The sequence below is a fragment of the Aeromicrobium sp. genome, from assembly GCF_014378035.1.
Classification (GTDB): domain Bacteria; phylum Actinomycetota; class Actinomycetes; order Propionibacteriales; family Nocardioidaceae; genus Aeromicrobium.
Window position 1 is genome coordinate 1 of sequence record NZ_JACMOM010000301.1, and the last position, 18,707, is coordinate 18,707.

General features: G+C 67.9%; 23 protein-coding genes. 11 read left to right on the top strand and 12 right to left on the bottom strand.

Annotation, left to right across the window (positions count from 1 at the left end; genetic code table 11):
* The 3 genes from H7290_RS15760 to H7290_RS15770 all read left to right on the top strand — a co-directional run.
* A partial coding sequence (locus tag H7290_RS15760) for a M23 family metallopeptidase (protein WP_290514972.1) occupies positions 1-429 on the top strand: 429 nt, incomplete at its 5' end.
* 132 nt (positions 430-561) lie between these two features.
* Entirely contained in the window at positions 562-1,932 is a 1,371-nt protein-coding gene (locus tag H7290_RS15765; protein ID WP_290514994.1) for a magnesium chelatase, read from the top strand.
* On the top strand, positions 1,925-3,985 hold the full coding sequence (locus tag H7290_RS15770) for a VWA domain-containing protein (protein WP_290514973.1): 2,061 nt from the start codon (positions 1,925-1,927) through the stop codon (positions 3,983-3,985). The genes H7290_RS15765 and H7290_RS15770 overlap by 8 nt, the downstream gene beginning before the upstream one ends.
* A 46-nt stretch (positions 3,986-4,031) precedes the next feature.
* Here H7290_RS15770 and H7290_RS15775 read toward each other — a convergent pair whose 3' ends face one another.
* Entirely contained in the window at positions 4,032-4,880 is an 849-nt protein-coding gene (locus H7290_RS15775; protein WP_290514974.1) for an NAD-dependent epimerase/dehydratase family protein, read from the bottom strand.
* 270 nt (positions 4,881-5,150) lie between these two features.
* Between H7290_RS15775 and H7290_RS15780 the strand changes: the two genes are divergently transcribed.
* Positions 5,151-5,675 carry a ribonuclease H gene (locus H7290_RS15780; protein WP_290514975.1) on the top strand — a complete coding sequence of 175 codons (525 nt, stop codon included), beginning with the start codon at positions 5,151-5,153 and terminating at the stop codon, positions 5,673-5,675.
* Positions 5,676-5,918: 243 nt separating this feature from the next.
* A complete protein-coding gene (locus H7290_RS15785; protein WP_290514976.1) occupies positions 5,919-8,045 on the top strand; it encodes a DEAD/DEAH box helicase in 2,127 nt (708 codons plus the stop codon).
* 61 nt (positions 8,046-8,106) lie between these two features.
* On the opposite strand, the gene H7290_RS15790 is transcribed toward H7290_RS15785, so the two are convergent.
* The 3 genes from H7290_RS15790 to H7290_RS15800 all read right to left on the bottom strand — a co-directional run bounded on the left by H7290_RS15790 (position 8,107) and on the right by H7290_RS15800 (position 9,678).
* Entirely contained in the window at positions 8,107-8,367 is a 261-nt protein-coding gene (locus H7290_RS15790; RefSeq protein ID WP_290514977.1) for a hypothetical protein, read from the bottom strand.
* A 115-nt stretch (positions 8,368-8,482) separates the two neighbouring features.
* Entirely contained in the window at positions 8,483-9,196 is a 714-nt protein-coding gene (locus H7290_RS15795) for a VIT family protein (protein WP_290514978.1), read from the bottom strand.
* Positions 9,196-9,678, bottom strand: a complete 483-nt coding sequence (locus H7290_RS15800) for a DUF2231 domain-containing protein (protein ID WP_290514979.1) — start codon at positions 9,676-9,678, stop codon at positions 9,196-9,198. The genes H7290_RS15795 and H7290_RS15800 overlap by 1 nt, the downstream gene beginning before the upstream one ends.
* Positions 9,679-9,848: 170 nt before the next feature.
* Between H7290_RS15800 and H7290_RS15805 the strand changes: the two genes are divergently transcribed.
* Both H7290_RS15805 and H7290_RS15810 read left to right on the top strand, forming a co-directional pair.
* Entirely contained in the window at positions 9,849-10,253 is a 405-nt protein-coding gene (locus H7290_RS15805) for an NAD(P)H-binding protein (protein ID WP_290514980.1), read from the top strand.
* A gap of 18 nt (positions 10,254-10,271) precedes the next feature.
* Positions 10,272-10,769 (top strand): hypothetical protein, encoded by a 498-nt coding sequence (locus H7290_RS15810; protein ID WP_290514981.1) that lies wholly within the window; start codon positions 10,272-10,274, stop codon positions 10,767-10,769.
* 6 nt (positions 10,770-10,775) lie between these two features.
* Here the strand turns inward: H7290_RS15810 and H7290_RS15815 are convergent, their stop codons facing one another.
* From H7290_RS15815 to H7290_RS15850, 8 genes are all read right to left on the bottom strand, one after another.
* Entirely contained in the window at positions 10,776-11,264 is a 489-nt protein-coding gene (locus H7290_RS15815) for a PGPGW domain-containing protein (protein ID WP_290514982.1), read from the bottom strand.
* A gap of 52 nt (positions 11,265-11,316) precedes the next feature.
* Positions 11,317-11,664 (bottom strand): DUF1622 domain-containing protein, encoded by a 348-nt coding sequence (locus tag H7290_RS15820; protein ID WP_290514983.1) that lies wholly within the window; start codon positions 11,662-11,664, stop codon positions 11,317-11,319.
* A gap of 35 nt (positions 11,665-11,699) precedes the next feature.
* Entirely contained in the window at positions 11,700-12,056 is a 357-nt protein-coding gene (locus H7290_RS15825) for a hypothetical protein (protein WP_290514984.1), read from the bottom strand.
* Complete coding sequence (locus H7290_RS15830) at positions 12,056-12,343, bottom strand: DUF3618 domain-containing protein (protein ID WP_290514985.1); 288 nt, start codon at positions 12,341-12,343, stop codon at positions 12,056-12,058. The genes H7290_RS15825 and H7290_RS15830 overlap by 1 nt, the downstream gene beginning before the upstream one ends.
* Positions 12,340-12,744 (bottom strand): phage holin family protein, encoded by a 405-nt coding sequence (locus H7290_RS15835; protein WP_290514986.1) that lies wholly within the window; start codon positions 12,742-12,744, stop codon positions 12,340-12,342. Before H7290_RS15835 ends, H7290_RS15830 begins: the two co-directional genes overlap by 4 nt.
* Positions 12,737-13,060 (bottom strand): hypothetical protein, encoded by a 324-nt coding sequence (locus H7290_RS15840; RefSeq protein WP_290514987.1) that lies wholly within the window; start codon positions 13,058-13,060, stop codon positions 12,737-12,739. Before H7290_RS15840 ends, H7290_RS15835 begins: the two co-directional genes overlap by 8 nt.
* A gap of 154 nt (positions 13,061-13,214) precedes the next feature.
* Positions 13,215-13,841, bottom strand: a complete 627-nt coding sequence (locus H7290_RS15845; protein WP_290514988.1) for a TetR/AcrR family transcriptional regulator — start codon at positions 13,839-13,841, stop codon at positions 13,215-13,217.
* A 12-nt stretch (positions 13,842-13,853) separates the two neighbouring features.
* Entirely contained in the window at positions 13,854-14,282 is a 429-nt protein-coding gene (locus tag H7290_RS15850; protein WP_290514989.1) for a hypothetical protein, read from the bottom strand.
* A gap of 439 nt (positions 14,283-14,721) precedes the next feature.
* Here H7290_RS15850 and H7290_RS15855 point away from each other — a divergent pair, with 439 nt between their 5' ends.
* The 4 genes from H7290_RS15855 to H7290_RS15870 all read left to right on the top strand — a co-directional run.
* Positions 14,722-15,156, top strand: coding sequence for an SRPBCC domain-containing protein (locus tag H7290_RS15855; protein ID WP_290514990.1), 435 nt, complete (start codon positions 14,722-14,724; stop codon positions 15,154-15,156).
* A gap of 68 nt (positions 15,157-15,224) precedes the next feature.
* Positions 15,225-16,406 (top strand): zinc-dependent alcohol dehydrogenase, encoded by a 1,182-nt coding sequence (locus H7290_RS15860; protein ID WP_290514991.1) that lies wholly within the window; start codon positions 15,225-15,227, stop codon positions 16,404-16,406.
* Entirely contained in the window at positions 16,403-17,353 is a 951-nt protein-coding gene (locus H7290_RS15865) for an SDR family NAD(P)-dependent oxidoreductase (RefSeq protein WP_290514992.1), read from the top strand. The genes H7290_RS15860 and H7290_RS15865 overlap by 4 nt, the downstream gene beginning before the upstream one ends.
* Positions 17,350-18,707, top strand: a 1,358-nt coding sequence (locus tag H7290_RS15870; RefSeq protein ID WP_290514993.1) for an NAD(P)/FAD-dependent oxidoreductase, incomplete at its 3' end; no start/stop codon positions are given. The genes H7290_RS15865 and H7290_RS15870, both read left to right, overlap by 4 nt.

Genomic DNA, 18,707 nt, shown 5'->3' on the forward strand with positions numbered 1-18,707 from the left:
CGGGAGCAGGAACGGAAGCGTCGAAACCAATGGGTGCTTCCGGTCACCGGGTACACGTTGACGGCTCGGTTCGGGCAGCAGAGCTCGATGTGGTCGAGTGGGGCGCACACGGGACTCGATTTTGCAGGTCCATCCGGGACCAAGATCGTGGCGTTGGCCGCCGGCACGGTGAAGTCCGCTGGGTTCGCAGGCGCCTATGGCAACCAGACTGTCATTGTTCTCACCGACGGAACAGAGATCTCATACAACCATCAGAGCAGGATCGTGGCGAAAGTCGGCGACAAGGTCACGCCGGGTCAGTTGACCGGATACACCGGCGCGACAGGCAACGTCACCGGCCCGCACCTGCACCTGGAGGTCAAGCCGCCTGGAGCAGCGGGTCCCGTCGACCCTGAACCCGTCTTGAAGGCCCATGGCATCAGTCCGTGACGGCTGATGTTCGTCGGGCGCGCACGACCCTCACACCTTGCCGGTGTGGGGGTCGTGTCCCGTTTGGAGCCCGCTCGACCTGAGCCGTCTGTTGGCGTTCGCAGTAGCGTTGTGAGGGTGATTGCACCCACCATGGCAACCGTCGGCGCGCTTCGGGCTTCAGGCCACATCCAGAAGACTCTGCGCGTCGAGATTCGCGACAACCTGCTCTCGGCGTTGCGCGAGGGCCGCGACCCCTGGCCGGGTCTGCACGGCTTCGAGTCCACCGTCATCCCGCAGCTTGAACGGGCCCTCATCGCCGGGCACGACATCGTGCTGCTGGGTGAGCGCGGGCAGGGCAAGACCCGCCTCCTGCGCACGATGGTCGGCCTGCTCGACGAGTGGTCGCCGGTCATCGAGGGCTCCGAGCTCGGCGAGCACCCCTTTGAGCCCATCATCGCGGCGAGCCTGCGCCGTGCAGCCGAGATGGGCGACGACCTACCGATAGCGTGGCGCCACCGCGACGACAGGTATGCCGAGAAGCTCGCGACCCCCGACACGAGCGTCGCCGACCTGATCGGCGACGTCGACCCGATGAAGGTCGCTGAGGGCCGCAGCCTGGGCGACCCCGAGACCATCCACTTCGGCCTCATCCCGCGCAGTCACCGCGGCATCGTGGCGATCAACGAGCTGCCCGACCTTGCCGAGCGCATCCAGGTCGCGATGCTCAACGTGATGGAGGAGCGAGACATCCAGATCCGGGGCTACGTCCTGCGGCTGCCGCTCGACGTGCTCGTGGTGGCCAGCGCGAACCCCGAGGACTACACCAACCGTGGGCGCATCATCACGCCGCTGAAGGACCGGTTCGGCGCCGAGATCCGCACCCACTACCCGACCGAGCTGGTCGATGAGATCGCCGTCATCCGGCAGGAGGCCGAGCTGGTCGCCGACGTGCCCGACTACCTCGTCGAGGTCCTGGCCCGGTTCACCCGTGCTCTGCGCGGTTCGAGTGCGGTCGATCAGCGCAGCGGCGTGAGCGCTCGCTTCGCCATCGCCGGCGCCGAGACCATTGCCGCGGCTGCGATCCACCGCGCGACCCGTCAGGGCGAGGACGAGGCCGTGGCCCGTCCGGTCGATCTGGAGACGGCTGTCGACGTGCTGGGCGGCAAGATCGAGTTCGAGTCGGGCGAGGAGGGTCGCGAGGACGAGATCCTCGACCACCTGCTCCGCACCGCCACCGCCGAGACGGTCCGGGCACACTTCCGAGGCGTCGACTTCGCTGTTCTCGTGGACGCTCTCGAGCGCGGGGTCGTGGTCACGACCGGCGAGCAGGTCACGGCTCGCGACTTCCTCGCGGGTTTGCCGACGCTGGGTGAGTCCGAGGTGTACGACGAGGTCTGCGAGCGTCTCGGTGCGACGAACGACGGCCAGCGGGCTGGCGCGATCGAGCTGGCCCTCGAAGGCCTCTACCTCGCGCGCAAGGTCAGCAAGGAGAGCGGCGGGGGCGAGACCATCTATGGCTAGAGCCAATCGTCGGCTCACCCGCGACTCCCGATACGGCAAGTACGCCGGCGGGCCCGACCCGCTCGCCCCGCCAGTCAACCTGGCCGAGGCGCTTGACGCCATCGGTGAAGACGTCATGGCAGGTTACTCACCCGAGCGTGCGATGCGCGAGTTCCTGCGCCGTGGTGGCAAGGATCAGGCCGGCCTCGACGACCTGGCGCGCCGGGTCGCGGAACGTCGGCGCGAGCTGACCCAGAAGCACAACCTTGACGGCACCCTGCAGCAGGTCAAGGAGCTCCTCGAGCGTGCCCTCCTGGCCGAACGCAGGCAGCTTGCACGGGATGTCGACCTTGACGACGGCGACCGAGCTCTGGCCGAGATGCAGCTCGACAGCCTCTCGTCTTCCACCGCGGCCGCAGTGAGCGAGCTGGGAGACTACGACTGGCAGAGCAGCGAGGCCCGCAACGACTTCGAGCAGATCAAGGACCTGCTGGGTCGCGAGATGCTCGACCAGCGGTTCGCGGGCATGAAGGACGCGCTCGAGAACGCCACCGATGAGGACCGGGCCGCCATCCAGGAGATGCTCGGCGATCTCAACGATCTGCTCGAGGCCCACGCGCGGGGCGATGACAGCCAGGAGCAGTTCGACTCGTTCATGGACAAGCACGGAGACTTCTTCCCGGAAAAGCCCGGCAACATCGACGAGCTCCTCGACACCTTGGCCCAGCGCGCTGCTGCCGCCCAGCGCATGCGCAGCTCCATGAGCAACGAGCAGCGCAACGAGCTCGACGCGCTCGCTCAGCAGGCGTTCGGCTCACCGGACCTGATGAGCTCGCTCGCACAGCTCGACGGCAACCTGCAGTCGCTTCGCCCCGGTGAGAACTGGGGCGGCTCAGAGCGTATGGATGGCGAGGAGGGACTCGGTCTGGGCGACGGCACCGGCGTCTTTCAGGACCTCGCGGACCTCGACGAGCTTTCTGAGCAGCTTTCGCAGTCGTACGACGGCTCTCGCATGGACGACCTCGACCTCGACAAGCTGTCCCGCCAGCTCGGCGACGAGGCCGCAGTCGATGCCCGCACCCTCCAGGAGCTGGAGAAGGCCCTACGTGACTCCGGCGCCATGAGGCGCAGCTCCGACGGCCAGCTCAAGCTGACACCGAAGGCGATGCGCCAGCTCGGCAAGGCACTGCTTCGAGACGTCGCGGACAAGATGTCAGGCCGCCAGGGCAACCGTGACCTGCGTCAGGCGGGTGCCGCGGGCGAGCGTTCCGGCGCCACCCGCGAGTGGGCCTTCGGCGACACCGAGCCGTGGGACGTGACCCGCACCATCACCAACGCACTCAGCCGAACAGCGGGGGCGACGGCGGCGGGGGAGGGCGGCTCCGCCGGCACGGGCGTACAGATCGAGATCGGCGACGTCGAGGTGCAGGAGACCGAGGCGCGCACCCAGGCCTGCGTGGCGCTGCTTGTCGACACGTCGTTCTCCATGGCGATGGACGGGCGCTGGGTGCCGATGAAGCGCACGGCGTTGGCGCTCCACACGCTCATCAAGAGCCGCTTCCGCGGCGACGACCTGCAGCTCATCGGTTTCGGTCGCCATGCCGAGGTCATGGAGATCGAGCACCTCACCGGGCTCGAGGCGATGTACGACAAAGGCACCAACCTGCACCACGCCCTGCTGCTGGCCAATCGCCACTTCCGACAGCACCCCAACGCCCAGCCCGTCCTTCTCATCGTCACCGACGGCGAACCGACCTCTCACCTCGAGGCCAGCGGGGAGGTCTTCTTCGACTACCCACCCCATCCGCTGACGGTGGCGTACGCCGTGCGCGAGCTCGAGAACTCGATGCGGCTGGGCGCCCAGACGACCTTCTTCCGCCTCGGCGAGGACCCGGGTCTGGCCAGGTTCATCGACTCGATGGCCAAGCGTGTCGGCGGAACCGTCGTGGCTCCTGAGCTTGATGACCTGGGTGCGGCGGTCGTGGGTTCCTATCTCGGCTCACGTCGGGGGCACGGCGGATTTGGGGCCTCTACCGACATCTTCGGCGGCGGCCGGGGTTTCTGGGCCGGCTGACCCACTCACCCCTCGGTGTGAACCCTCCGTGCCCGATCGGACCGAGTCAACGAGTCGACGGTAGATCCGGTGGCAGAAGAGGGGCGGCATACCCCTGTCGATAGGTCGGGTACTGCGGCACCCATCCACTCGCCCGGAGCCGGGCGTTGCTCAATCGCTTGCCGTGCCCGAGCGCAGGGTCAGCCTCGGGAGGCGCCGGTGCGTCCAACCGGGTCGCGAGGTACGCCGCGACGTCGCCCAGCTGCGCGGGCTCGTCGTCGGTGCCGAGGTAGAGCCGGTCGGGTGACTCGGCACGGGTCAGGAGGTGGACCACCGCGGCTGCGGCGTCATCGCGGTGGATGCGGTTGGTCCATCGGTGCGGGTCGTTGATCTGGCCGGTACGCACCCGCTCGACGAGGCGCCCGCCGCCGAGCCGATAGAGGCCGGACAGCCGCAGCACTGTTCCGTGTGGCATGCGCTCGGCGAAGAGCTTCTCGGCCTCGAGCAGCATCTTCCCCGGCCCGTCGGCCGGTTGGGTGGGCGTCGACTCGTCGATCAGGACGTCGGTCGGCGTGTCTCCGAACACCGCGGTGGACGAGATCAGCACTGCGCGTCGGGGCGACTGGTCGGCGGCGGCCAGTGCGTCCAGCGCCCTGCCCATCCCTTCCACGTACGTCTCTCGGTAGGCCACCTCGGTGCGCGGCCGTGCCGTGAGGCAGACCACGAGGTGGGCCAGGTCCAACGACGGGAGCACAGGTGACTCACGGGTGAGGTCTGCGGACAGCCCGCGCAGGGGTGCCGGCACCAGCTCAGCACGCCGCCTGATGGCCAATACTTCGTGCCCCTGCGTGGCCAGACGCTGACCGATGGCGGCGCCGAGGTCACCGCAGCCGACGAGCAGGACGTCAGGTGTCATGCCGCACCAGAGATGAACCGTTCACGGCCCGCGGCTCGGCGATCAGGCCGGACAGCGAGTGCGCATCGACATGCTCCATGACCAACCACCCGTACCTGTCGTCGAGCATCGTGCCTCCGTTCCTCAAGGACAAAACTAGGCCGTCCCCACTGAGTGTGACGTTTCTGCTGCCAAAGCATCGTTTCGACAGCAGAAGCGTCACACTCGGCGGGTGCCCGAGCGGATACGATCTCATCGCACGGCCCCGCCAACAGACCTCAGGAGCATGACGTGACACTGGCCAGATCGCACACCGACGTCACCGTGATGGACGGCGCCATCGTCGTCGGGACGGACGGTTCGTGCATGACCAACCCTGGGCCGACGGGCTGGGCGTACGTCGGTGATGACGGCGCCTCGGCGTGCGGTGGTGTGCTGGCGGGCACCAACAACATCGGTGAGCTGCTCGCCGTCGCGAACGCGTTGCGGGACTTCGCCGATCGTCCTCTGGTGATCCAGGCCGACTCGTCGTACACGATCGGTTGCTCCACGACCTGGGCCGCGGGCTGGGCGCGCAACGGCTGGAAGAACTCCAAGAAGGAGATCGTTGCCAACGTCGAGATCGTCCAGGGCATCTTTGCGCTGATGCAGGCACGCCGCGATGCCTCCGCACCGGTGTACTTCCAGAAGGTCAAGGCTCATCTGCTCGACCTCACGGTCTGGCCGTTGAACGTGGCCGCCGACGCGCTCGCGGGACAGGCCTCGGCCCGTGCCGCCCGGGGCGACGTCACCGAGGTGCGCACCGCCGCGATGTGACGTGTCGCGGGGGATTGGCGGGAAACGCTGGCCCCTCTGCACGGGACGGTGCCCGAAAATGTCGGTCCCGCGCTAAAGTATGGTGCGTACCACCCCGGCACTGCCGCTCGTCGAACGAGTCGTCGCTCATCGCGCTCACGATCGTGCCGGTCGGCCTCATGTTGCGTCGCCCTGATTCGGGGCCTCCACAGGGTGCTGTCACACAGTCGCGGCAGCATGCCGTGCACTCCAGAGGAGGAGCTCTTGGCCAGACGAGGCCAGCGTCAGTCCGGTGCCACCCGCACCGCACCGCGCGATCAGCGACGTCGCAACGTCGACAACGAGGGCATCATGCCGGTGCTGGCACGAGCCGTTCGCGACGTTGAAGCAGGCGCCCAGCGCGGCGCGGTGTCGAGCTCGACACGCATCAGGTTCCAAGTCGTCGCCCTGCTCGTTCGCGAGGAGCGCGCGCGGGTGAAGGCCGACCAGACCGGCACCGAGTCGCACCGCGCCGAGCAGCTCAAACGCCTCGACGGCATCGCCACGATCCTCGCAAAGACTGCCGCACGTGACACCTCGCTGCTCGTGCTGCTCGCCGAGGATGCCGTGGTGTCCGACGCGGCGCTTTCGCTCCAGCGCGACATGCTGATCTCCGCAGGCATCGAGCCGCCTCCCGAGCCGGTCGTCGTGGCAGAGCCGAAGGCGCCGTCCGCCACGGCAGATCGCCAGGTCATTCCCCAGGCCGCCATCTCCCGCCGCTTGGCCAACCCGTTCCACACCCCTGACTTTGCCTCTGCAGAGCCTCAGCTCCAGCCGCGACGATTGGCCAGCTGGGAGCTGCTCGGCCCGCTGTTCTCCTCCTTCGAGCGCGCTGCTGGCGGAGCCTCTGCGTGCATGGCTCTGCCCGAACCGTCGGTCACCCGTCAGACGAGTGGTCCCGAGCTGATGCGCCACCAGGCACAGCTGATCGCCGCGGCCGCGGACGGGCACCGGACCTTCCTTCTCGCCGACGAGCCGGGGTTGGGCAAGACGGCGCAGGCGCTGCTTGCCGCCCGTGCCGCCCGCGCCTACCCTCTGCTCGTGGTGGTGCCCAACGTGGTCAAGACCAACTGGGCGCGCGAGGCCGCGCTCTGGACACCGGGCCACGCGGCCACCGTGATCCACGGCAACGGCGACACGATCGATGGATTCGCCGACATCGTCATCGTCAACTACGAGGTGCTCGACCGTCACGTCGGCTGGCTCGGAGACCTCGGGTTCCGCGGCATGGTCCTCGACGAGGCGCACTTCATCAAGAACAAGTCCTCCCAGCGTTCGCAGCATGTGCTGCAGCTGTCCGAGCGCATCCGGGCGCGCACCTCGCAACCGCTCCTGATGGCGCTCACCGGAACACCGCTGATCAACGACATCGACGACTTCCGGGCCATCTGGCAGTTCCTCGGCTGGATCGACGACAAGAAGCCCCGCGCCGAGCTGATGCAGGCGCTCGAGGAGACCGGCCTCACGCCGGTCGACCCCGGGTTCTATCCGGCAGCGCGCAGCCGGGTCATCGATCTGGGCATCGTCCGTCGCCGCAAGGTCGATGTTGCCGCCGACATCCCGGCTCGCCGCATCGCCGACATTCCCGTCGAGCTCGACAACGAGGCCGGACGCTCGATCCTCGAGGCAGAGCGCCGGCTTGCCCGCCGCCTGGTGTCGCGTTACGAACGCGCCCTCGAGACCCGTACCGCAGGCATCACGGTCGAGGGCATCGACCACGAGCTGGTGCGCCGGGTGGCCGCGTGGGAGCGCGACGACTCGACCAAGACCGACGAGAACGTCTTCAGCATGATGCGTCGTATCGGTCAGGCGAAGGCGGGTCTCGCGGCCGACTACACCGCGCAGCTCGCCCACAGCGTCGGCAAGGTCGTCTTCTTCGCCAAGCACGTCGACGTGATGGACGTCGCGGAGAAGACCTTCGAGAAGCGCGGGATCCGCTACTCCTCGATCCGCGGCAACCAGACACCGTCGGCGCGTCAGAAGAACATCGACGCCTTCGTCAACGACGCCGACGTGGCCGTCATCGTCTCCTCGCTGTCTGCTGCCGGCGTGGGCATCAACCTGCAGGTCGCCTCCAACGTCGTGCTCGCCGAGCTTTCGTGGACCGACGCCGAACAGACGCAGGCCATCGACCGTGTCCACCGCATCGGACAGGTCGAGCCGGTCACCGCGTGGCGCATCATCGCCGCTCAGACGATCGACACCAAGATCGTCGAGCTCATCGACAGCAAGGCGGGACTCGCCGCCAGGGCGCTCGACGGCTCGGACGAAGAAGTCCTGATGTCCTCCGACATGCAGCTCGAGGCACTTGTCGCACTGCTCACCGACGAGCTGTCAGCGTTGCAGGCCTGAGGTCTGCAGCACCGACACGCCCTGGCGTGATCAACGACCGCTGCTCACCGGGCCGGTCCGTTCAGTCACGCAGCGCGTCACTTCGTGCCTGGTAGTCATCGAGCTCGATGTCGCCGCGGGCCAGCCGGTCGTCGAGGATGTGACGCGGATCTGTCGAGGGTGTGACCGACGCCGTGGTGGTAGCCGCTGGAGCCGGCGCCTGAATGCGGGACGACCGCACGAACCATGCGACTGCGAGCGCAACCAGGACCCACAGTCCCAGCACGACGAACACCATCGCCACGCCCCAGCCGCCGTCCATGTGTCCCTGGTCTCCGTACATCTGAATTCACCACTTCCGTCCGCGCCTGCGGCCGGTGCCGGGGCTACGTCAACAGTGCGCCGACCCCGCGCCGCTCACCAGAGCAGCACGGCCCCGGTCGTGGGACCTTCGCCGCTCAGCCGATCGCGGTGCCGAACAGGCGACCTATCGCATAGGTCAGAACGAGACCAGCCGCACCTCCGACGACGATGCGCAGAACCGCCACCCTCGCGCGGCTGCCGCCAATGCGTGCGCTCAGGACACCTGCCGCCGCCAGCGCCACGAGCACGATGAGCACCGTGATCGGCACCTGCGCACCAGCCGGCGCCAGCAGGATCGCTGCCAGCGGCAGGAAGGCGCCCACCGTGAAGGCCACCGCCGACGCGCCGGCGGCGTGCCACGGGTTGGTCAATCCACCAGGGTCGATGCGCAGCTCCGCGTCGGCGTGCGCGGCGAGGGCGTCGTGCTCCGTGAGCTCCTCCGCAACGAGCCGAGCTGTCGCGACCGACAGCCCCTTGCGCCGGTAGATGTCGGTCAGCTCGTCGAGCTCCTCCTCGGGCATCTCGGAGAGCTCGGACGCCTCCAGCGCGAGCTGTGACTTCTCGCTGTCCCGCTGGCTGCTCACCGAGATGTACTCACCAAGAGCCATGGAGACCGCGCCGGCCACGAGCCCGGCGAGGCCAGCGGTGAAGATCGCCCCCCGTGACGATGTCGCGCCCGCGACGCCGACGACCAGTCCGGCGGTCGACACGATGCCGTCGTTCGCTCCCAGGACTCCGGCACGCAACCAGTTGAGCCGCGAAGCCATTCCGCCCGAGTGCTGCTCGCCGGCGTGCGCGGTACTGGCCATCAGGGGCGAGAGGACGAGTTCATGTTGGTGTCGTCCCACGCCGAGCTGGCTCCACTGTGACCGATGCGGGCCACCTGCACCGAGGCACCGACGGCGGCGATGACGGCGAGCACGGACACGGAGATCGTCACTGCTCGCGCGAGGGAGTGCCCCTTCTTCGCTCGCCAGAGGATCGCGTAGCCGATTGCCGCGAACACGAACAGACCGATCATCCACGGCAGCAGGCCATCGGCCAGCCGGGTGTGCTTCTCGACCAGCGCAGATGCTGCGACGTGCTTCTCGAGCGTCTCGCCCGTTGACGTCGAGAGTGGCACGAGAATTAACCCGATCAGGCTGATACCAGCCGGGAGTGGCCCTGCCCAGTCACGGAATCGCGGCCAGGCGGCGCTCAGGATGACGGTGAGAGCCGCCAACGGAATCATCACCACGGTGGCGTGCACGATGAGCGGGTGCAGGGGGAGCCCGTAGAAGTCGTTCGGCATGAGCCGTCCTTCGGTTGGTGGTCGGTCGACGGCCGGGAGTGCGCCGTCCGTCGGACGAAACTTCCGAACGGTGCGGACCGCGATGAAGTGCCGACTGACACCCCGTTCGGGACTCTAGCGCTGTTCGCTCATCAATGGCGGCTTGAACGGTTCCGTGCGAGCGTGGTCGGATGAGCGACAACGCGCGCACAGCACTGGTGACGGGAGCGAGCGGGTTCATCGGCAGCCGTCTGGTGCCGTCGCTGCTTGAGGGCGGATGGGACGTTCGCGTGTTGGCGCGCGACCCCGGCAAGCTGCGGGTCCACGCCTGGCACGATGCGGTCGACATCGTCCGCGGAAGCGCCGACGACGACGGCGCCCTACGACGGGCGCTCGACGGAGTCGACGTGGCGTACTACCTGATCCATTCCATGACCGGGTCGTTCGACTACGCCCAGCAGGACAGGGACCTCGCCGACGCGTTCGCGCGGGTCTCAGGTGAGGCGGGAGTCGGCCGCAACATCTACCTCGGTTGTCTGTACCCCGCCGACAAGCGTCTCTCCGATCACCTCCAGTCACGTTGCGAAGTGGGATAGATCCTGTTGAACGGTCCGGTGCCGGCGACGGTCCTGCAGGCCGGCATGGTCATCGGTGCCGGTTCCGCATCGTTCGACATGCTCCGCGCCGCCGTGCGGCTGCCGGTGATCGTGGGACCGTCGTGGCTCGACAACAGGGTGCAGCCGATCGCCGTGGGAGACGCCGTGCACTACCTCGTCTCCTCGGCGTCATTGCCGTCGGACGTCAACCGGGCATTCGACATCGGCTGTCCCGAGGCGATCACGTACCGCGAGCTCATCGGCATCTTCGCCCAAGTTGCCGGCCGGCGCCCGCCGTCGATCGTCGCGGTGCCGATGCTGCTGCCCCGAACGGCAAGCCTGTGGGCCGGCATGTTGTCGCCAGGCCCGACGGCGCTCAATGCCGCCCTGGTCCACAGCCTGACGCTGGAGATGGTGTGCGGCGAGCACGACATCGACGAGTACGTCAACGAGCCGAACGGTGGGCGTCAAGGCGTGGCAGCAGCCATCACGTCAGCCCTGGCCGCCGCTGCCTGAGCAGTCTCAGTCGCGGGCGTCCCTCTCGGCCGCGGCCTGGGGGTCATCGACGCCGCGGAACCGACGGAAGCTGTAGACGATGAATCCCAGTGCGAACAGCGCCGACAAGATCATCGTGGAGCCAGTGCCCCATCCGCCGACCAACCACAGGCTGTCACCCACGGGCCACCACCCCGGAGCGTCCGACCCGAGACCCCAGAAGACCCCCACCGCTGCCAGGAGCACGGCGCCGAGGCAGCTTCCCATGATGCGCGGCCACGTCTGGACGCCCTCGGCAGCGGCCCTGAAGGCGCGCACCTTGACGGGCTCGAGGCGACGCTCCGCCCACTCGTACTGCTGCGACAGGACGGCCAGCCCGGCCACGATACAGAGCAGACCCGGACCGGGGAGAACGAGTGCGGCGAGGCCGACGATGACAAGCGTCCACCCCACCACTTCAAGTGCGATCCGGCGGGCGACCGTCGCGGGTTTGCCGCCCCTACGTGCGTCAGACATGAATGTCCTTTCATCGTTCTGTCAGCGTGGTCCTTGACCGGCGGCGGTCTGTTCATTGGGCGTCCGCGGTCTTCTGCCAAGGCCACTTTCCGGTGATCTCCAGCTCGAGCGAGAAGCTCAGGAATGTCCTGATCAACACGATCGCTGCCAGCACACCGACGCTTTCGAGCGTCGGTGTGACAGCTACCGTGCGGATGATGTCGGCCGCGACGAGCAGCTCGAGGCCCAACAGAAGGGAACGACCGAAAAATCGGCGGAAGGCACCGTAGACGTGCGCCTGCCGAGCGAGTACTCCGCGAACGGCAAGCCCGGCAGCGATCAGGGCGCCGGCCACGATCACCGTCGCGCCCACCCCGTCGATGACGGTGCCGGCGGCGTCGACAGCTTTTTGGAAGTCCATGTGCATGGAGTACCCCGACATCCGCCGGGGACACTTCAGCTGCGGCGGCGATCGGCCACGACGGCAGCGATGTTCAGCCCGGCCCACGTCAGGGTGGCGCCCAGCACCTTGGCCTTCGCCGACGCGGAGCGGGCCTGCGGCGTCAGCATCGAGGCGTCCGACAGGTCAAGGAAGATGCGAGCAAACATCGCCTGCTCGCGCGCCGCGGTCGACGGAGCCACGATCGCCAGCGCACTCACTGCGAGGTCGCGCGCACCGAAGGTCCGCGCGACGATGTCGTACTCCTGCTGCGTCAGCGGGCTCTTCGTCAGTGCGACTCCGAGATGGCGCGGCTTGAGCAGGGCGAAGACCGAGTAGGCAGCGGTCGCCGCGGACATGATCTTGCTGTACATCAGTAACGCCTCCACACGATGATGAGGGCCAGGGCTGTCGTCCCGAGCACCGCGATCTCCTGCCAGTACGACGCCGCCGTCCTGGTTGCCTGAGTCGCCGCGTCGGCCAGATTTGTCTTGGCCTGGTCGGCAGAGGACCTGAGCTGTGCCTTGACGTCGAGCTTGGCTCCGAGAGCGTCGATCGTCTCCCCGAGCTGCTGCCGGGTGCGCTCGATGTCCGACTCGAGCTCGGAGATCGTCGCGTCCGGGCCGGGCCCGGTCGCTCCGTTGTGCAGTCTGTCGGTCATGAGCGGCGATCCTTCACTGTGGCAATGTCCTTCTTGACGTTGTCGATCGTGCGCTCGGGAGGCCCGATCTCGCCGACCTGCTTCTTGCCGATCAACGCAACGATACCGGCGATCACGAACAGCACGACGCCGACGATGAGCGCGGAGAGCCACACCTCCAACGTCAGGGAGAGGGCTGCCACCGCGGCGCCGATCAACGTGATGAGCCCAAGAAGCGCGAAGAGCCCGGCCCCACCGAACAGCCCGACGCCGACGCCGGCGTGCTTGACGCTGCTCTGCAGCTCAGTCTTGGCAAGCTTGACCTCATCGCGCACCAGCCGGCTCGTCTGGTCGCTCAACTGGCCGACGAGCTGCCCGAGCGACGGATCCTGTGTCGGCTCGTGCCCGGTCACGTCAGACACGTGGCTTGTCGTCAGGCATGGTCGAGGCGGCGGCGATGAGATCGATGCCGTCGATGCCCTGATCAGTCAGGTTCACGTTGGCCCTGGGAGCGTCCGATGACGTCCCCGACGGCACAGAAGAGGAGGCCTTCCCTGCAGCGGCAGTCGCCTTCTCGGCGGCGAGGTCCTGAGCGTCGGATGCGACGCGCTGGATCTTTGGGTTGTTCCACACCTTGTCGGCCTGCGTCTTGATCTGCTCGTAGCGGCCCCGTCCGGCCTTGGCTCCCAGCACGTAGCCAGCAGCTCCGATGATGAGGACTGCGGTCTTCTTGATCATGGTTGTCCCTCAGGGTAGGTGCGCCAGGCCCGCGTCTTGGTGCGTCCGCCCGGTGAGGAACAGAGGTACCCATCCCGAGCGGTCACTAACGTCCAGCAGGTCGTGGCGTGACGATGCGTTGCGCCATCCCCATCCGCCGTGTCGCCACGAGCGGTCAGTCGTCCGCGTTCAGAGAAAGGCCGTCGAACGCCAGTGCCACGATCGATGAGGCGAGGACATCGGCGTCGACGGGGCCGCCCGGGCGGTACCACTCGACCAGTGAGTTGACCATGCCGAACAGCAGCCGGCTGATGAGATCGGGCGGGATGTCCGATCGCAGCGCGCCTTCGTCGACAGCGGCCTGCACGAGGCTCGCGAGGCGCTCGTCGATCGACCGCCGTCGCTGCAGGGCGGCGATCTCGACCTCACTGTTGCCGTGCACGCGCAGCAGCAGCGTGACAGCTGGCAGCTGGCGAACCAGGATCTCGACCGACTCCTGGACGACCGTGCGGAGCCGCAGGTAGGCGCTTGTACCGGGCTCGGCCGCCGCGGCGGTGTCGACAGCCGCGGTGAGACCGTCGAGCGCCTCGTCCAGCGCCGCTGACAGCAGGTGCTCCTTGCTGGGGACGTGGTGGTAGATCGCCGACTTCGTGAGCCCCAGCTCCTTGGCGAGGTCACCCATGCTGGTGCCGTCGTAACCCTGGCGGTTGAACAGGTCGATGGCCCGTCGCAGCACGGTCTGCTGGTCGTAGCCGGGTCTGCCACGGCGGGGGACCGAAGACTCGCCCCCGGACGTCGTCATGTCCTCAGGCTCTCACAGCGGGTGGACGCGTCTCGCTGTCCGGCGGTCGCGCCACGCGCCGGTCGACCACAGCGCCCAGAGGATCAAAGGGGGCTGGAACAGCAAGCGGAGGGCACGCGCCCGGTCGGAGTCGAGGCCGAACGCATCTGTCCCGTCGACGAGCTGCGCGATGTTGCCGGGGAGCACGAGCACAAGGAAGGCGGCGACGATCCACCCGATTCGGACCCGAAAGCCGGGTAGGGCAATCAGGGCTGCACCGAGGGCGATCTCGACCACTCCGGAGGCGAGCACGACAAGATCGTCGCTGAGCGGCAACCAGCCCGGCACCATCGCGCGGAACTCGACCCGGTTCCAGGTCAGGTGGCTGAGTCCGGCACCAAGCAAGAACGCGCCCAGCGCCCAGCGGCCGGTCGAGCGGGTCGTCTCGGCCAAGCTGCTCACGGTCGGCTGTCTTCGTGGACCATGCCACCCCTTCGCGGATCCTGAGTTTCTGCCACTCATGTCTTCTTCTGCCACTGAAGTCGGGACGGCACCGCCGCTCTTGGCTGAACTGGCGGTGCCTGGGCTGGACGGCCGCTGCAGCGACCCCCCGGTCCTGTCTGGGGACTACCCATCACAGCGCTGCGCAAGCGTGACGCCGACCAACTGGCGTCAGAACTCTCGCTGACGTCCAGTTTTCGACACGGGGTCGTGGGTACCAGAGTCTCATGAGCAATCATGCGGACAACAGCCACGACGCAGGCGACGACAAGTCACAGGACATCGAGCCTGACACGCAGTCAGACCCGTCACTGGACGACGGATCGTCGACGGATTGGTCGTCGGAAGGCGGGGCAACAGCCGAGGGGCCAGCGACCGATTCCGCGGACGGGACGCCCGCATGAGCGTCAACTCCCGAACCATCGCCACCACGCCTGATCGGGTGTGGGACGTCCTTGCCGACGGCTGGCTCTACCCGCTGTGGGTCGTCGGTGCGTCCCGCATTCGCGATGTCGACGCCGATTGGCCCGAGAAGGGGTCGCGCATCCACCACTCGATCGGCGCCTGGCCGCTCCTGATCGACGACCACACCGAGGTCAGGGAGGTCACCCCCGGCCGCTCCCTCACCCTGCGGGCCAAGGGCTGGCCACTGGGGGAGGCGAAGGTCGTCATCACCCTCACGGCCAGCGGTGCACACACCGACGTCGTCATCGAGGAGGACGCAGTGGCCGGACCAGGTGTCCTGGTGCCCGAGCCGTTGAAGGGCCTGACCCTCAAGTGGCGCAACGTCGAGACACTCCGCCGCCTCGCCTACGTGGCCGAGGGACGCGCCTGAGCGGTTCGCCTCTGCACCACGGACATCTCCGAACACTTCCACCTCAACAACGACAGATGGAGCTCACCATGCGCGCACTCACGTTCCAGGGCAAGGAGTCGGTCTCGGTCGAGACCGTGCCCGACCCCACCATCCAGCAGCCCAACGATGCCATCATCAAGGTCACGTCCACCGCGATCTGCGGCTCCGACCTGCACCTCTACGAAGTGCTCGGCCCGTTCCTCTCGCCGGGTGATGTCCTCGGCCACGAGACCATGGGCATCGTCGAGGAGGTCGGCTCCGAGGTGGGCGATCTCGCCGTCGGCGACCGGGTCGTCATCCCGTTCAACATCTCGTGCGGTCACTGCTGGATGTGCTCGCGGGGCCTGTTCGCCCAGTGCGAGACGACCCAGGTGCGTGCTCAGGGCAAGGGTGCCTCGCTCTTCGGCTACACCGAGCTCTACGGGTCAGTGCCAGGTGGGCAAGCCGAGTACCTCCGGGTGCCGCAAGCCCAGTTCGGCCCCATCACGGTGCCCGAGGACGTCACCGACGAGCGTTACCTCTACCTGTCCGACATCCTTCCCACGGCATGGCAGGCCTTCGAGTTCGCCGACGTGCCGGAGGACGGCACAGTCGCCGTCTTCGGGCTCGGCCCGGTCGGCCAGCTCACCGCTCGCATCGCACTGAACGCCGGACGCCGCGTCATCGGCGTCGATCGGGTGACCGAGCGCCTCAATCTCGCTCGCGCGTACGGCGTCGAGGTGATCGACATGGATGCGGTCGACGACGTCCCCAAGGCAATCCTCGACCTCACCGACGGCCGTGGCGCCGACGGAACTGTCGACGCGGTGGGCATGGAGGCTCATGGCTCCCCGTTGGAGCAGGCAGCCATCAGCGCTGTCGGGTTCCTGCCGGATATCATCGCCAAGCCGCTCGCAGACAAGATGGCGATCGACCGCCTGGCCGCCCTGAACGCGGCGATCAAGTCGGTGCGCCGTGGCGGCACGGTCTCGGTCAGCGGCGTCTATGGCGGTGAGATCGACCCCATGCCCATGATGGAGATGTTCGACCGCGGCATCACGATGCGGCTCGGCCAGTGCCACGTGAAGCGGTGGACCGACGACATCATCAAGCTGCTCGACAAGAGCGAGGACGTGCTTGGCGTCGAGTCGCTCGCGACTCATCGGGTGCCGCTCGAGGACGCGCCGGCGGCTTACGAGATGTTCCAGAAGAAGCAGGACGGCTGCATCAAGGTCGTGCTCAAGCCGTGACGGCCGACGCACGCGTGGTGCTCATCACCGGTGCCTCCAGCGGGATCGGGCAGGCCGTCGCGCTGCGGGCCGCCGAAGAGGGCGACCACGTCGTTCTCGTCGCCCGTGAAGCCTCGTCGCTCCAGACCGTCGCGCAGGAGTGCGACGACGCGGGTGCGGCGTCGACGCTCGTCGTCCCCACCGACGTCGGTGACGATGCTGCGGTCGAAAGGCTTTTCCGCCGCGCCGTCGACGTGCATGGTCGGGTCGACGCCGTGGCGCACTGCGCCGGTGTCGTCGCCTACGGCAGGACCGAGGAGGTCCCATCTGAGGTGTTCGAGGGTGTGCTGCGGACGAACCTGATCGGTTCCGTCAACGTCGCCCGGCACACCATCCGCCTGCTTCGCGAGCAGGAGGGCGGTGCACTTGTGCTGATCGGGTCGGTCATCGGCCACATCGGCGTCCCCTCCATGAGCCCCTACGTCCTCAGCAAGTGGGGCGTTCGCGCGCTGGCGCGTCAGCTGCAGCTCGAGAACCGCGACATCCCAGACCTGCACGTGGCCTACATCGCGCCCGGCGGGGTTGATACACCAATCTACGAGCAGGCCGGCAACTATGCGGGGTTCATCGGGCGACCCCCGCCGCCTGTCGCTTCGCCTGAGAAGGTGGCTCGAGTCGTGCTCCGCCGCCTCGAACACCACCGCGATCGCACCCAGGTCAACCTGTCCAACAATGTCATCCGATTCGGGTTCACCGCGATGCCGTGGGCGTACGACCTGCTCGTCGGCCCGCTCTTCAGGCTGGCGGCGAGCGATCGCACCCGGCCGGTCGGCCCGGGCCCTGGCAACGTCCTTGCCCCGCAGGTCGAAGGCAACCGCCTGCACGGCAACCAGGGCAACCCTGTCATCGGCATCGGTCGCAACGCTGTGGCCCTCGCGAGATCGATCGGCGGGCGGCGGGCGTCATGACGGACCGGACGTACGACGCCATCGTCATCGGGGCGGGACCGAACGGTCTCGTGGCCGCCAACCACCTCATCGACTCGGGCTGGTCGGTGCTCGTCCTGGAGGCGCAGCCCGAGGTCGGGGGAGCCGTCCGCAGTGCTGATGACGTGCACCCGGGATTCGTGCACGACACCTTCAGCGCCTTCTACCCACTCGCCGCGGCGTCGCCGACCATCCAGTCGTTCGGTCTGCAGGAGCACGGCCTGACCTGGCGGCATTCTCCGGCGGTGCTCGGCCACCCGTTGCCCGACGGCCAGTGGGCCATCCTGCACCGAGACCGGAACATCACGTCGAGCCTCCTTGACCAGCAGCACGCCGGCGACGGCGACGCGTGGCTGGCGCTGTGCGAGACGTGGGACGGTATCGGCGACCAGATGGTCAAGGCGTTGCTCTCGCCCTTCCCCCCGGTCAAGAACGGCCTCGGCACCGTCGCCAGACTGCGTCGTGCCGGCGGACTGGACTTCATCAAGATCATGCTGACCCCGGCTGTCGAGGTGGGACGGGCCCGTTTTGGTGGCGAGGCTCCTCGCCTCCTGATTGCCGGCAACGCCGGCCACGCCGACATCCCTCTGCACGCTCCCGGCTCGGGTCTGCTGGGCATCCTGTTGTCGATGCTCGCCCAGACCGTGGGGTTCCCGGTCCCCGAGGGCGGCGCGGGCGAGCTGACCAAGGCGTTGGCCCGCCGTTTCGAGTCACTCGGCGGGGTCATCCGGTGCAACGCCGAAGTCATCCGCATCGAGGTCGAGTCCGGGCGCGCACGAGGAGTTCAGGTGGCCGGCGGTGAGCGGTTCTCCGCAACGCAAGCCGTTGTCGCCGACGTCGTCGCTCCGCACCTGTACGGCAAGCTTCTCGATGCGGCCGATCTGCCCACACGAACCGGCGTCGCGATGAAGTCCTTCGAGCTGGACCCCTCGACCGTCAAGGTCGACTGGGCCCTCGACGGACCCATCCCGTGGGCATCGAAACCGTCACACGCACCGGGCACGTTCCACGTCGCCGACTCGGTCGACCAGATGACCGAGGCGCTCGGTCAGGTCTCGGCACGCGCCGTCCCGGCCGACCCGTTCATGCTGGCCGGGCAGATGACCACGACCGATCCGACCCGATCGCCACCGGGCACCGAGTCGCTCTGGGCGTACACCCACGTGCCGCAACGTACCGTGCGCGACGCGGGAGACGACGGCATCAGGGGTATCTGGGACCGCGACGACTGCGAGCGCTTCGCCGACCGCATGCAGCAGCGCATCGAGAGGCTTGCGCCCGGGTTCGGTTCGCGCATCCTCGCCCGGCGCGTGTTGGGCCCCCACGAGCTGGAGGC